This is a genomic window from Streptomyces sp. NPDC045968, from assembly GCF_056430475.1.
Genome location: NZ_JBWKLF010000001.1, coordinates 561,145 through 575,208 on the forward strand (window position 1 = coordinate 561,145; position 14,064 = coordinate 575,208).

Genomic DNA, 14,064 nt, shown 5'->3' on the forward strand with positions numbered 1-14,064 from the left:
GGGTGGCGGGTCAGCTCTTCGCGGCAGCGGCGGCCGCGCACTCCGCGCAGGTCCCGAAGATCTCCACCGTGTGGGCCACGTTCACATAGCCGTGCTGTGCGGCGATCGTCTCCGCCCACTGCTCCACGGCGGGGCCCTCGACCTCGACGGCCTTGCCGCACATCCGGCACACCAGATGGTGGTGGTGGTCGCCGGTCGAGCACCGGCGGTAGACCGCCTCGCCCTCCGTCGTGCGCAGCACGTCGACCTCGCCCGCGTCGGCGAGGGACTGCAGGGTGCGGTAGACCGTGGTCAGCCCGACCGAGTCGCCGCGGTGCTTGAGTACGTCGTGCAGCTCCTGCGCGCTGCGGAACTCGTCCACCTCGTCGAGCGCCGCCGCGACCGCCGCCCGCTGCCGGGTCGACCGGCCGCGTACCGGCGCTGCGTTCGTGCCACTGATCGGCGCCGTCACAGCTGCCTCCTCGTGTCGCCCGTACATGTGTCGGGCCATTGTGCCAGCCCGCCCCGGGTTCACGGTCACACCCGCACGTCGTCCGGCTCCCGGGGGCCGGGCGGTACGGCGGTCTTCCCCTCCAGGGTGCACGCCCGGTTCGCCTCGGCCGCCCGGGCCCGGCGCCGTGCCAGCGGTGCGGCGAGCGCGGTGAGGAGGATGAACACGGCGATGGCCAGCAGCACGATCGTCGCGCCGGGCGGGACGTCGCGGTAGTACGAGGTCACCGTGCCGGCCAGCGTCACGGCCGTACCGATGACCACGGCCAGGACGAAGGTCACCTTGAAGGACTTGGAGATCTGCTGCGCCGCCGCGACCGGCACCACCATGAGCGCGCTGACGAGCAGCAGCCCGACCACCCGCATCGCGACGGTGACCGTCACGGCCGCCGTCACCGCGACCAGGAGGTTCAGCATCCGCACCGGCAGCCCGGTGACCCGCGCGAACTCCTCGTCCTGGCTGACCGCGAACAACTGCCGCCGCAGCCCCAGCGTCACCAGCACCACGAAGGCGGCCAGTACGCAGATCGCGGTGACGTCCTCCTCGGAGACCGTCGACAGCGAGCCGAAGAGGTACGAGGTGAGGTTGGCGTTGGACCCGGTGTCGGAGATGTTGATCAGCAGGACACCGCCCGCCATACCGCCGTAGAAGAGCATGGCCAGCGCGATGTCGCCGCGGGTGTGTCCGTACCAGCGGATCAGTTCCATGACGACCGCGCCCGCGACGGCGACGGCCGTGGCCATCCACACGGGGCTGGCGGAGAGCAGGAAGCCGAGGCCGACGCCGGTCATCGCGATGTGCCCGATGCCGTCGCCCATCAGGGCCTGACGGCGCTGCACCAGGAAGATGCCGATGGCCGGGGCGGTGATGCCGACGAGCACGGCGGCGATCAGGGCGCGCTGCATGAAAGCGGGTTCGAGGAATTCCATCGTGATCAGCTCAGCAGTCCGGTCCGGACGGGCTCGGAAGCCGCGTGGGGGTGTACGTGGTCGTGGCCGGGCAGGGCGTGCTGGCCCACTGCCTCGGGGGGCGGGCCGTCGTGCATCACGCAGCCGTCGCGCAGCACGATCGCGCGGTCGATCAGCGGCTCCAGCGGGCCGAGCTCGTGCAGGACGAGCAGCACGGAGGCTCCGACCGCGACCTGCTCGCGCAGCGTGCGGGCCAGGATCTCCTGGCTGGCCAGGTCGACCCCGGCCATCGGCTCGTCCATGATCAGCAGTTCGGGTTCGGCGGCGAGCGCCCGCGCGATCAGCACCCGCTGGTGCTGCCCGCCCGAGAGCGCGCTCACGGAGTCCTTGGCCCGGTCGGTGAGGCCGACGAGCTCGATGGCCCGGTCGACGGCCTGCCGGTCCGCCTTGCGGGGCAGCCCCAGCTTCGTACGGGACAGACGGCCGGAGGCGACGACCTCGCGGACGGTCGCGGGCACGCCGCCGGCCGCCGTCGTGCGCTGGGGTACGTAGCCGACGCGGGCCCACTGGCGGAAGCGGCGCAGCTCGGTGCCGAAGAGCTCGACGGTGCCTCCGGTGAGCGGGACCTGCCCGATGACGGAGCGCACGGCCGTGGACTTGCCCGAACCGTTGGCCCCGAGGAGGGCCACGACCTCACCGCGGTGCACGGTGACGTCGACCCCACGCAGCACGGGGCGCCCGCCGAGCGTGGCCGTGGCGCCGCTCAGGCGGATCACGGGGTCGGGGGTGGTGCTCTCGGGCTGCGGCATGAACGCCTCCGGTGCTGCTGAGGACGGTACGGGTGTTACGTCGGTCACTTCGCGCCGAGGGCCTTCTGGAGCGCGGCCAGGTTGGACTGCATGACCTCGATGTAGTCAGCGCCCTTGGACTGCTCCGTGATTCCCTCCAGCGGGTCCAGGACGTCCGTCTTCAGACCGGTGTCCCCTGCGACGGTCTTCGCGGTCTTGTCGCTGGCGAGCGTCTCGAAGAACACGGTGGTCGCCTTGTTCTCCCTGGCGACGGTGTGGATCTCCTTGAGCCGGGCCGGGCTGGGCTCGGCCTCGGGGTCGATGCCGGCGATGCCCTCCTGGGTCAGGCCGTAGCGCTCGGCGAGGTATCCGAAGGCGGAGTGCGTGGTGATGAACGTCTTGGTCGCGGTGTTCTTCAGGCCCGTCTCGAAGGCCGTGTTCAGCGCGTCCAACTTGTTGACCAGGGCGTCCGTGTTCTTCGCGTAGTCCGCGGCGTGGTCCGGGTCGGCCTTCTCCAGGGACTTGCCGACACCCTTGGCGACCTCGGCGTACTTCACGGGGTCCAGCCAGATGTGCGGGTCGGCGCCGGCTTCCTCGCCCTCGTGCTCGTGGCCGTGCTCGTCGCCACCGACCTCGGCGCCGTGGTCCTCCAGCGTGGTCAGCTCCGCGGCGTCGACGGTGTTCTCGACCCCGGCCTGGGTGACGGCGTCGTCGACGGCGGGCTGGATGCCCTTGAGGTAGAGGATGTAGTCGGCGTCGCCGAGGCCGCCGATCTGCCGCGGGGTGAGCTCCAGGTCGTGCGGCTCGGTACCCGGCTTGGTGAGGCTCTCGACGGAGACGTGGTCCCCGCCTATCTCCTCGGCCAGGAACTGCATCGGGTAGAAGGACGTGACCACGTTCAGCTTGTCGCCGTTCTCGCGGTCGGCGGCGTCGGACGAGGAGCAGGCGGAGAGGGCGGTGAGGCCGAGGGTGACTGCTCCCGCGACGGCGGCGGTGGGTATCAGGCGACGTACGTTCATGACAGTCATTTTCAACAATTGTGGAAACGATTGTCAACAAGACGGATGAGATGCTCGCCACCCGGAGAGCGGGCCGCCCGGCCCGCCCACCGATTTGATCCGGAGGGTGCGCCCGCCGGTAATCTGAATCATTCGCCGTTCGTCACCGTCGTAATGAAGAGAGCACCGTGGCCGCCGACAAGATCGACACCATCGTCAGCCTGAGCAAGCGCCGTGGCTTCGTCTACCCCTGCAGTGAGATCTACGGTGGCTCCAAGGCCGCCTGGGACTACGGGCCGCTGGGTGTCGAACTCAAGGAGAACATCAAGCGTCAGTGGTGGCGCTCCATGGTCACCGCGCGCGAGGACATCGTCGGTCTCGACTCGTCGGTGATCCTGGCCTCCGAGGTCTGGGAGGCCTCCGGCCACCTGGCGACCTTCTCCGACCCGCTGACCGAGTGCACCTCCTGCCACAAGCGCTACCGCGCGGACCACCTGGAGGAGGGCTACGAGGCCAAGCACGGCCGTCCGCCCGCCAACGGTCTCGCCGACATCAACTGCCCGAACTGTGGCAACAAGGGCCAGTTCACCGAGCCCAAGCAGTTCTCCGGCATGCTGCAGACGCACCTCGGCCCGACCCAGGACGCCGGTTCGGCCGCGTACCTCCGTCCCGAGACCGCCCAGGGCATCTTCACCAACTTCGCCCAGGTGCTGCAGACCTCGCGCAAGAAGCCGCCGTTCGGCATCGCGCAGATCGGCAAGTCCTTCCGGAACGAGATCACCCCGGGCAACTTCATCTTCCGCACCCGCGAGTTCGAGCAGATGGAGATGGAGTTCTTCGTCAAGCCGGGCGAGGACGAGGAGTGGCAGCAGTACTGGATGGACCAGCGCTGGAGCTGGTACACGGGTCTCGGCCTGCGCGAGGAGAACATGCGCTGGTACGACCACCCCAAGGACAAGCTGTCGCACTACTCGAAGCGCACCGCCGACATCGAGTACCGCTTCAACTTCGGTGGCAACGAGTTCTCCGAGCTCGAAGGCGTCGCCAACCGCACCGACTTCGACCTCAAGGCGCACTCCAAGGCCTCGGGCCAGGACCTCATGTACTTCGACCAGGAGGCCGGCGAGCGCTGGACTCCGTACGTCATCGAGCCGGCGGCCGGTGTCAACCGCGCCATGCTCGCCTTCATGCTCGACGCGTACATCGAGGACGAGGCCCCGAACGCCAAGGGCGTCATGGAGAAGCGCACCGTGATGCGCCTCGACCCGCGCCTGGCGCCGGTCAAGGTCGCGGTGCTGCCGCTGTCCCGCAACCCGCAGCTGTCGCCGAAGGCCAAGGGCCTCGCGGCCGACCTGCGGCAGAACTGGAACATCGAGTTCGACGACGCGGGTGCCATCGGCCGCCGCTACCGCCGTCAGGACGAGATCGGTACGCCGTTCTGCGTCACCGTCGACTTCGACACCCTCGACGACGACGCGGTGACCGTGCGCGAGCGCGACACCATGAAGCAGGAGCGCGTCTCCCTGGACCAGATCCAGGCGTACCTGGGTGCCCGGCTGCTCGGCTGCTGACATTTGGTACGTATGAACGGCGAAGCCCCTGGTTCCTTGTACGGGACCGGGGGCTTCGTTGCACACTGGGCGCACCCGTCCTCAGGAGGCAGGATGCCGTCCATGACCACCAGCAAGGTCAGCCGATGGGACGGCCACGGCCGTGAACACGTCGTCCACGTCAGCAAGTCGGGGATGCAGCGTCAGCTGACCTGCGAGACGTGCGGCTGGCGCAAGAGCGCGCAGTTCCTGCCGTGGCTGAAGGCCCAGGAGCACCTCGCGGAGGTCCACCAGGCGACCGTGGATCCGACCGCCTGAAAAGCGGGTGCCGGGGCCACCGGAGCCGGGGTACCGTTTCGGCATGTATTCGTTCTTCCAGATCTACGAGTGAGAGCGCGGCGGGACTGACCACCCGTCGCTCATCGGATCGATCCCAGATCACTTCAGACCTCACTTCTCACCACGAATGGGAGAACCCCGTGGCAAAGAGCCGTAACAACCTCCTCGGTGTGGGCGGACAGCGCAAGAAGCTGTCCCGCGCCGAGCAGCAGGGCGCGGGCCCCTCGCGCAACGCCGACCGTCAGACCGCCGAGGAGAAGAAGCAGGAGCTGGTGCGCAAGATGCGTGAGCGCGCCCAGTCCGCCGCCTCCCCGGAGGACTCCACGGACCAGGACGCCTCGGCCCAGAGCTGACGCCTCCGCCCCGCCCGTACGACCGTGGGCCCGGATCACCTGGTGATCCGGGCCCACACCCGTGTCCGGGCTCAGGCCACCGCGCGCGGCAGCCGCAGGCTCAGCAGCGTGGTCAGCGCCACCGCCGCCAGCTGCACCACCAGCGTCAGGACCAGCGCGTCCCGCATCCCCGAGCCCGGGACCAGGGAGAGGAACAGCGAGCCGAGCGTCGCCACGCCCAGTGCCAGCGCGGCCTGCTGCGTCGTCGTCATCACGCCGCCGCCCACCCCGGCCCGCTCGGGCGGTACGTCGGAGAGCACGATGCGGAACAGGACGGGCAGCTGGAGCCCCTGGCCGAGCCCGGCGATCGCGACGCCCGGGAGCAGTCCGAGCAGCCCCAGGTCCGGCCAGCGCGTCCACACCGTGAGCGCGAGCACCGTGACGCCCACGCCCTGGATCAGGCCGCCGGCCGTCACGACCCGGCTGCCGAAGCGCCGTACCAGCCGGGGACCGGCCAGTGAGGCGCCGAAGAAGGCCACCGCCATCGGTGCCAGCGAGAGCCCCGCGGCGGCCGGGCCCAGTTCCAGGCCCTGCTGGAGCGCCACCGCGATCACGAACATGAAGCCGCCGAAGCCGATGGAGAACGGCACCACGAGGGCGAGACCGCGCCGCAGCGAGTGGAGCCGCAGCAGGCTCGGGGGTACGAGAGGCGTCCGCCCGAGCCGGTCCGCCCGCCGCTCCACCCGGTAGAAGGCGAAGGCGGCGAAGGGGAACAGCGCCAGCGAGACCCAGGTCCACAGCGGCCAGCCCGCGGCCCGCCCCTCCGTCAGCGGCGCCAGCAGGGTGACGAGGGACAGGCCCAGCAGCAGCGTGCCCGGTACGTCGACGGGCGCCGGCCGGTCCGAGCGGGTCTCCGGGAGCGAGCGGGCGGCCAGGACCAGCCCCACCACCGCCACCGGGACGTTCACGAGGAAGACGGACCGCCAGCCCGCGCTCTCGCCGAACACCGAGGACAGCGGCGCGGCGGCCACCAGGACCCCGCCGAGGATCTGGCCGGCCACCATGGAGAGACCAGCCGTGGCCCCGTACAGACTCATCGCCCGCGCCCGCCGGGGACCGGCCGTCGCCGCCTGGATGGTGGCGAGCACCTGCGGCAGCATCAGCGCCGCCGCCGCGCCCTGGGCGACCCGCGCACCGACGAGGGTCCAGGCGTCCGGCGCGAGCCCGCAGGCGAGCGAGGTGAGCCCGAAGGCCGCCATGCCGACGAGGAAGAGTCTGCGCCGCCCGGCCATGTCGCCGAGCCGCCCGCCGAGGACGAGCAGGACGGCGTACGAGAGGCCGTAGCCCGCGACGACGAGTTCCAGCAGGGCGGGGCCCGCGGCGAGATCGTGATCGATGGTGGGCAGGGCGACGTTCACGATGAAGAAGTCGATGAGGGGCAGCGCCGCGCCGAGCAGCACGGTGAACAGACCGAGCGAGCCCAGCACGGGGGTGGCGTGGTCGTGCCGCACCACGCGGCTGCCCACGGCGGGTGTGGTCGTCAGTACAGGGGATTCACTCACCCCACAGACGATGGACTCCCGCTCAGCCTGGTACCAGAGTCTCTTTATCCTGGTACACAGAGCACCAGGCAGACCGCCCGGGCGTTCGGCAGGCTGGGGGGTATGACGACCATGGTGACCGAGGTTCCCGAGACCGAGACCGAGATCCGACGGCACGAACTCGCGGGATTCCTGCGCAGCCGCCGGGAGCGGATCACCCCCGAGCAGGTCGGTCTGCCCAGGGGCCGGCGCAGGCGTACCCCGGGGCTGCGCCGCGAGGAGGTCGCCCAGCTCTCCGCCGTCGGGGTCACCTGGTACACCTGGCTCGAACAGGCCCGCGACATCCAGGTGTCGCCCCAGGTCCTCGACTCCCTGGCCCGCGCCCTGCTGCTCGACCGCAGCGAGCGGACCCACCTCTTCTCCCTCGCCGGAGCCGTCGACCCGGCGCCCGGCACGGACTGTCCGAGCGCCACACCCGCACTGCGCGAGATGCTGCGGCAGCTGGAGCCGTTCCCGGCCTGTATCCAGAACAGCCGGTACGACATCCTGGCGTACAACCGCACCTACGGCCGTCTGCTCTGCGACCTGGACGCCCTCGCACCCCAGGACCGCAACTGCATGCTCCTGTCGTACACCGACGAGGACTGGCGCTCCTCCGTCGTCGACCTCCCCGAGATGAACAGGGTGATGGCGGCCAAGTTCCGCGCCTCGATGGCGGAGCACCTCGCCGAGCCCGCCTGGAAGGCGCTGCTGGAGCGGCTGAACGAGTCGGCGGAGTTCCGGGAGATCTGGGCACGGCACGAGGTGGTCGGGCCGGGCGGCAAGACCAAGCTCTTCCGCAACCCCCAGGTGGGCCTGTTGCGGCTCGACCACACCAACCTCTGGCTCGGGCCCGCGCAGGGTCCGCGCCTGGTGGCGTACGTCCCCGCCGACGACGCCTCCCGCGAGGGGCTGGAGCGGCTGCACGCACTCGCGCTCGCCGGGGCCTGAGCGCCGCCGCGGCCGGCCTCGCCGTCCGGCCGCGGGGGCCACGTCCGCGGTACGCGACAATGGGGGAATGACCACGCTCGCCCCCGCGCCCCCACTGCTCCGGATCGGCCCGCACACCGTGCAGCCGCCCGTGGTGCTCGCCCCCATGGCCGGCATCACCAACGCCCCCTTCCGCACCCTGTGCCGGGAGTTCTCCGGGGGCAAGGGTCTGTTCGTCAGCGAGATGATCACGACCCGGGCGCTGGTCGAGCGCAACGAGAAGACCATGCAGCTCATCCACTTCGACGCGAGCGAGACCCCTCGCTCCATTCAGCTGTACGGAGTGGACCCGGTCACCGTCGGCAAGGCGGTCCGCATGATCGTCGACGAGAACCTCGCCGACCACATCGACCTGAACTTCGGCTGCCCGGTCCCCAAGGTCACCCGCAAGGGCGGCGGCTCCGCACTCCCGTACAAGCGGCCCCTGCTGCGCGCGATCCTCAACCAGGCCGTCTCGAACGCCGGTGACCTCCCGGTCACCATCAAGATGCGCAAGGGCATCGACGACGACCACATCACGTTCCTGGACGCGGGCCGGATCGCCGTGGAGGAGGGCGTGACGGCCGTCGCCCTGCACGGCAGGACCGCGGCCCAGCACTACGGCGGTACGGCCGACTGGGACGCCATCGCCCGCCTCAAGGAGCACGTGCCGGAGATCCCCGTCCTCGGCAACGGCGACATCTGGTGCGCGGACGACGCCCTGCGCATGATGCGGGAGACCGGCTGTGACGGCGTGGTGGTCGGCCGGGGCTGCCTGGGCCGGCCCTGGCTCTTCGGGGACCTGGTGAGCGCCTTCGAGGGCACGGAGGCGCGACGGGCGCCGGCCCTGCGGGAGGTCGCGGACGTGATGGTGCGGCACGCGACGCTGCTGGGGGAGTGGATCGGCGACGAGACCCGTGGCGTGATCGACTTCCGTAAGCACGTGGCCTGGTATCTCAAGGGCTTCGCCGTGGGCTCGGAGATGCGCAAGAGGCTCGCCGTCACGTCCTCGCTGGAGGAGCTCGCCGGTCAGCTCCACGAACTGGACCTGGACCAGCCGTGGCCGGACGGTGCTGACGGGCCGCGCGGGCGGACCTCGGGCAACAACCGGGTGGTGCTGCCGGACGGTTGGCTGAAGGACCCCTACGACTGTGCCGGAGTGAGCGCGGACGCCGAGCTCGACACCTCGGGCGGCTGAGCCTTTCCCCGCGCGTGGAGAGGGGTACGGGGGCGGGCACCGAGTGCCCCGCATCCGATTGCTCATCTGAGCGGCTGTTTCGAAGCGATCCGACGAGATTTCGCCGCCGGGCTCACGCTCTGCTCCGTTCCCCTCTCCGATAGGTGACCAGGTGGTGCCCATATGGCGTCCGGATGATGACATCTGAGCGCGCTCGGGGGCGTGATTCTCGCCACCCCTGAGGCGCGAGTTGCTCAGATGAGCAATGAACGGGCCGATGCATTTCTCAAATGATGGCACTGGGTGCCAGGCGGCTTTACTTTGATCGATCGACGCTTCCACTACGTACCGTGCGTGGAGCTGCTGTTTTTGGTTGCAGCCAGTGGTTATGTCTTCAAGAGGTGAACAAACCACTCATGCTCATCCGAGTGCCGGATCACTTTCGATCTGCTGGCGGACGGGTGGTTGAGGCCGCATGACGCGCAAGTGGACGTACCCAGACACCTTCGATCTGGGTATGTTCCTCGCCGTCAGGGCAGCCACCGCGTCCTCGAGGAGTCGGACCCGTGTCGGAAAACAAAGATCCCCAGAAGTTCGTCTACGACTTCACCGAGGGCAACAAGGATCTGAAAGATCTCCTGGGCGGCAAGGGTGCCAACCTCGCCGAGATGACCAATCTCGGGCTGCCCGTCCCTCCCGGCTTCACCATCACCACCGAGGCGTGCAAGGTCTACCTCGACAGTGGTGACGCGCCCACCGAGCTGCGCGAGGAGGTGAGCGCCCACCTCGACGCCCTTGAGCGCAAGATGGGCAAGAAGCTCGGCCAGGCCGACGACCCGCTGCTGGTCTCCGTCCGCTCCGGCGCCAAGTTCTCGATGCCCGGCATGATGGACACGGTCCTCAACATCGGCCTCTCCGACGCGTCCGTCGTCGGTCTCGCCACCCAGGCCGGTGAGGAGCGCTTCGCGTGGGACTCCTACCGCCGCCTCATCCAGATGTTCGGCAAGACGGTCCTCGGGGTCGACGGCGAGCTGTTCGAGGAGGCCCTGGAGGCCGCCAAGCACGCCAAGAAGGTCACCGTCGACACCGACCTCGGCGCCGACGATCTGAAGAAGCTGGTCAAGCACTTCAAGAAGATCGTCAAGCAGGAGGCCGGCCGCGACTTCCCGCAGGACCCGCGCGAGCAGATGGACCTCGCCATAAACGCGGTCTTCGACTCGTGGAACACCGACCGCGCCAAGCTCTACCGCCGCCAGGAGCGCATCCCCGGCGACCTCGGCACGGCCGTCAACATCTGCTCGATGGTCTTCGGCAACCTCGGCCCCGACTCCGGTACGGGCGTGGCCTTCACCCGTGACCCGGCCAGCGGCCACCAGGGCGTCTACGGCGACTACCTCCAGAACGCGCAGGGCGAGGACGTCGTCGCGGGTATCCGCAACACCGTGCCGCTCGCCGAGCTGGAGTCGATCGACAAGAAGTCGTACGACCAGCTGATGAAGATCATGGAGACGCTGGAGACCCACTACAAGGATCTCTGCGACATCGAGTTCACCATCGAGCGCGGTCAGCTCTGGATGCTCCAGACCCGGGTCGGCAAGCGCACCGCCGGTGCCGCCTTCCGTATCGCCACCCAGCTCGTCGACCAGGGCCTCATCGACGAGGCCGAGGCGCTCCAGCGCGTCAACGGCGCGCAGCTCGCGCAGCTGATGTTCCCGCGCTTCGACGACCAGGCGAAGACCGAGCTGCTGGGCCGCGGCATCGCCGCGTCCCCGGGCGCGGCGGTCGGCAAGGCCGTCTTCGACTCGTACACCGCGGTCAAGTGGTCCCGGTCCGGCGAGAAGGTCATCCTCATCCGCCGCGAGACCAACCCCGACGACCTCGACGGCATGATCGCCGCCGAGGGCATCCTGACCTCGCGCGGCGGCAAGACCTCGCACGCGGCCGTCGTGGCCCGCGGCATGGGCAAGACCTGTGTCTGCGGCGCGGAGGACCTGGAGGTCGACACCAAGCGCCGCCGGATGACGGTGGGCGGCCGGGTGATCGAGGAGGGCGACACCGTCTCCATCGACGGTTCCACCGGCAAGGTGTACCTCGGTGAGGTCCCCGTCGTGCCGTCGCCGGTCGTCGAGTACTTCGAGGGCCGGATGCACGCGGGCGCCGACGACGCCGACGAGCTCGTCGCCGCCGTGCACCGGATCATGGCGTACGCGGACCGGGTACGCCGGCTGCGGGTTCGGGCCAACGCGGACAACGCGGAGGACGCCCTGCGGGCACGCCGTTTCGGAGCCCAGGGCATCGGCCTGTGCCGCACCGAGCACATGTTCCTCGGTGAGCGCCGCGAGATGGTCGAGAAGCTGATCCTCGCGGACACCGACGACGAGCGCGACACCGCGCTCGCCGAGCTGCTGCCGCTCCAGAAGGCCGACTTCATCGAGCTCTTCGAGTCGATGGACGGGCTGCCCGTCACCGTGCGGCTGCTCGACCCGCCGCTGCACGAGTTCCTGCCCGACATCACCGAGCTGTCGGTACGGGTCGCTCTCGCCGAGTCCCGCAAGGACGCCAACGAGAACGATCTGCGCCTGCTCCAGGCCGTGCACAAGCTGCACGAGCAGAACCCGATGCTGGGTCTGCGCGGGGTACGCCTCGGTCTGGTCATCCCCGGGCTCTTCGCGATGCAGGTCCGTGCCATCGCGGAAGCGGCGGCGCAGCGCAAGAACGCCAAGGGCGACCCGCGCCCCGAGATCATGATTCCGCTCGTCGGCACGGTCCAGGAGCTGGAGATCGTCAAGGACGAGGCCGACCAGGTCATCGCCGAGGTCGAGGCCGCCACCGGCACGGAGCTGAAGCTGACCATCGGCACGATGATCGAGCTGCCGCGCGCCGCGCTGACCGCCGGACAGATCGCCGAGGCCGCGCAGTTCTTCTCCTTCGGCACCAACGACCTGACCCAGACCGTGTGGGGCTTCTCCCGTGACGACGTGGAGGCCTCGTTCTTCACCGCGTACCTGGAGAAGGGCATCTTCGGGGTGTCGCCGTTCGAGACGATCGACCGGGACGGTGTCGGCGCGCTCGTGCGCAGCGCCGTCGAGGCCGGCCGCGCGACCCGTCCCGACCTCAAGCTCGGGATCTGCGGCGAGCACGGCGGTGACCCGGAGTCGGTGCACTTCTTCCACGAGGTGGGCCTGGACTACGTGTCCTGCTCGCCGTTCCGCATCCCGGTGGCCCGCCTGGAGGCGGGCCGGGCGGCGGCCGTGAGCTCGACGGACAAGGGGAGCGACAGCCGCTGACGCGGCGGTGACGGGCTGACTCCTGGGCTGCCGTCGGGCCGTACCGACCCTCGCCGGACCGACGGCGGCTCCGGAGCTCCGAAGAAGCGGCGGCACCCTGTGCGGGGGTGCCGCCGCTTCGCTGTGTTTCCGGTGAGGCCGCGTTTCCGGTGAGGCCGGGTTTCCGGTGCATAAGCGCACCGGCCATCCGGAAGACGGCCGGTGTGCACCGGACCGCCGCGTAAATCGGCGGTCACGCCCGGATTCCGTTGAAAGTCGGATGGTTGAGCGCCGTTCCTTTTCCGTTCGGAGTGCGAATTCCGTGCGGTAAGGGGACCGGGGTGCGGCCCATGGATCCCCACCCATGGGCCGCACCCGGCTTACCCCCGCCGGACACGGAGCCGTAACCGGAGCCGACCGCCGCCGAACGGGCGAAGCCCCCCACGGCCTTCACTCGTTCTTTCGGCGGCTCCGGTTTCGTGCCCGACGTCGTACAGCTTTTCGGGTGAAGCGGATGCAAGCGAGACGTTTCAACTCTGGCCGAAACCCCGTGGTGACGTGGTGTGACGGTATGCATACCCTTCAATCGGGGCGATTGCGGTTGCAACAGGTGGGGGATCGGTGCTGCGTATCCATGTGTCCGGAATGGACCTTTCCAAGGTGCGTATGGCCACGCGGCCGGACGCATTATGGGAAACCATTCTCAGTTTTCATCGACTGAGGGACCGGCGGGCTTCCACGCTGTTCGGGAAATGGCGTACAGAATCCCGCACCCGGTTGAATGGTGAAACACGTCTGCTGGCGGCGGTGGTACCGCCGCGCGGCTATTTCCCGGACTTTCTCACGCCTTCCGAGCAGGGCGCCGAGCCCTTCGCGCTGGACGTCGGGATGGAAGCCCTCCGGGATACCCCCGTCGGCAGGCTGCACAGCGAACTGGCCCACCTGCGCGCCGGGCAGGGGCGCCGGGGCGGCCGCTCGGCCGAGGCACTGCTGGACGTGCTCTCCGAGGGGCGCGCCGAACCGCTGGGCCGCCTCATCGCCGCCGTGCGCGGCTACCACCGCGCCGCCGTCGAGCCGTACTGGCCGCACATCCAGGCGAGCGTGGAGGCCGACCGGGCCGTCCGGGGCCGGGCCCTGCTCGACGGGGGCGCCGACGAACTCCTGGCCGGCCTGCCGCCCATGATCCGCTGGCGGGCCCCCGTGCTGGAGGCCGACTACCCCGTCGACCGCGAGCTGCGCCTGGACGGCCGAGGGCTGCTGCTCCAGCCCTCCTTCTTCTGCCGCGGCACCCCGGTCGTGTACCGCGACCCACGGCTCGTGCCGGTCCTCGTCTATCCGGTCACCCACCCCGGCGCCCCCGTCTTCGCCGAACCGGGCCCCTGGCTCGGCCGGCTCCTCGGGCACACCCGCTCGGCCGTCCTCGGAGCCATCGGCAACGGCTGCACGACCAGCGAACTCGCCCGCAGGGCCGGGGTGTCCATGGCATCGGCGAGCCAGCACGCCTGCGTGCTGCGGGAAGCCGGCCTGGTGCGCACCCTGCGCAACGGGAGCTCGGTCCTGCACACCCTCACCCCGCTGGGCGGGTCACTGCTCAGGGGCGGCGCCCCGCTCGCCCTGTCCTGACGGGATTCCCTGTTCGCAGAGCGATGAGTTCGGCGCGGCCCGGG

Annotated in this window: 12 protein-coding genes; 7 read left to right on the forward strand and 5 right to left on the reverse strand. The window is 69.8% G+C overall.

Features of this window, described 5'->3' with window-relative positions; all coding sequences use genetic code 11:
• Positions 1-10: 10 nt before the first annotated feature.
• From AC07FA_RS02330 to AC07FA_RS02345, 4 genes are all read right to left on the reverse strand, one after another.
• A complete protein-coding gene (locus AC07FA_RS02330) occupies positions 11-451 on the reverse strand; it encodes a Fur family transcriptional regulator (protein WP_479072789.1) in 441 nt (146 codons plus the stop codon).
• 65 nt (positions 452-516) lie between these two features.
• Positions 517-1,419: a metal ABC transporter permease gene (locus tag AC07FA_RS02335; RefSeq protein ID WP_479072790.1), complete on the reverse strand. Its 903-nt coding sequence runs from the start codon at positions 1,417-1,419 to the stop codon at positions 517-519.
• A gap of 5 nt (positions 1,420-1,424) precedes the next feature.
• Positions 1,425-2,207 carry a metal ABC transporter ATP-binding protein gene (locus AC07FA_RS02340; protein WP_479072791.1) on the reverse strand — a complete coding sequence of 261 codons (783 nt, stop codon included), beginning with the start codon at positions 2,205-2,207 and terminating at the stop codon, positions 1,425-1,427.
• A 44-nt stretch (positions 2,208-2,251) separates the two neighbouring features.
• Entirely contained in the window at positions 2,252-3,205 is a 954-nt protein-coding gene (locus tag AC07FA_RS02345) for a metal ABC transporter substrate-binding protein (protein WP_479072792.1), read from the reverse strand.
• Positions 3,206-3,372: 167 nt separating this feature from the next.
• Here AC07FA_RS02345 and AC07FA_RS02350 point away from each other — a divergent pair, with 167 nt between their 5' ends.
• The 3 genes from AC07FA_RS02350 to AC07FA_RS02360 all read left to right on the forward strand — a co-directional run bounded on the left by AC07FA_RS02350 (position 3,373) and on the right by AC07FA_RS02360 (position 5,426).
• Positions 3,373-4,755 carry a glycine--tRNA ligase gene (locus AC07FA_RS02350; protein WP_479072793.1) on the forward strand — a complete coding sequence of 461 codons (1,383 nt, stop codon included), beginning with the start codon at positions 3,373-3,375 and terminating at the stop codon, positions 4,753-4,755.
• 93 nt (positions 4,756-4,848) lie between these two features.
• Entirely contained in the window at positions 4,849-5,052 is a 204-nt protein-coding gene (locus AC07FA_RS02355; protein ID WP_479072794.1) for a hypothetical protein, read from the forward strand.
• A gap of 161 nt (positions 5,053-5,213) precedes the next feature.
• Complete coding sequence (locus AC07FA_RS02360; protein WP_479072795.1) at positions 5,214-5,426, forward strand: DUF6243 family protein; 213 nt, start codon at positions 5,214-5,216, stop codon at positions 5,424-5,426.
• A gap of 71 nt (positions 5,427-5,497) precedes the next feature.
• Here AC07FA_RS02360 and AC07FA_RS02365 read toward each other — a convergent pair whose 3' ends face one another.
• Positions 5,498-6,967, reverse strand: coding sequence for an MFS transporter (locus AC07FA_RS02365; RefSeq protein WP_479072796.1), 1,470 nt, complete (start codon positions 6,965-6,967; stop codon positions 5,498-5,500).
• A 102-nt stretch (positions 6,968-7,069) separates the two neighbouring features.
• Between AC07FA_RS02365 and AC07FA_RS02370 the strand changes: the two genes are divergently transcribed.
• From AC07FA_RS02370 to AC07FA_RS02385, 4 genes are all read left to right on the forward strand, one after another.
• Positions 7,070-7,936, forward strand: a complete 867-nt coding sequence (locus AC07FA_RS02370) for a helix-turn-helix transcriptional regulator (protein WP_479072797.1) — start codon at positions 7,070-7,072, stop codon at positions 7,934-7,936.
• A 67-nt stretch (positions 7,937-8,003) separates the two neighbouring features.
• Entirely contained in the window at positions 8,004-9,152 is a 1,149-nt protein-coding gene (gene dusB / locus AC07FA_RS02375) for a tRNA dihydrouridine synthase DusB (RefSeq protein WP_479072798.1), read from the forward strand.
• A gap of 545 nt (positions 9,153-9,697) precedes the next feature.
• Positions 9,698-12,418 (forward strand): pyruvate, phosphate dikinase, encoded by a 2,721-nt coding sequence (ppdK, locus tag AC07FA_RS02380; RefSeq protein WP_479072799.1) that lies wholly within the window; start codon positions 9,698-9,700, stop codon positions 12,416-12,418.
• A gap of 600 nt (positions 12,419-13,018) precedes the next feature.
• Positions 13,019-14,020, forward strand: a complete 1,002-nt coding sequence (locus tag AC07FA_RS02385; RefSeq protein ID WP_479072800.1) for an ArsR/SmtB family transcription factor — start codon at positions 13,019-13,021, stop codon at positions 14,018-14,020.
• The last annotated feature ends 44 nt before the right edge of the window (positions 14,021-14,064 follow it).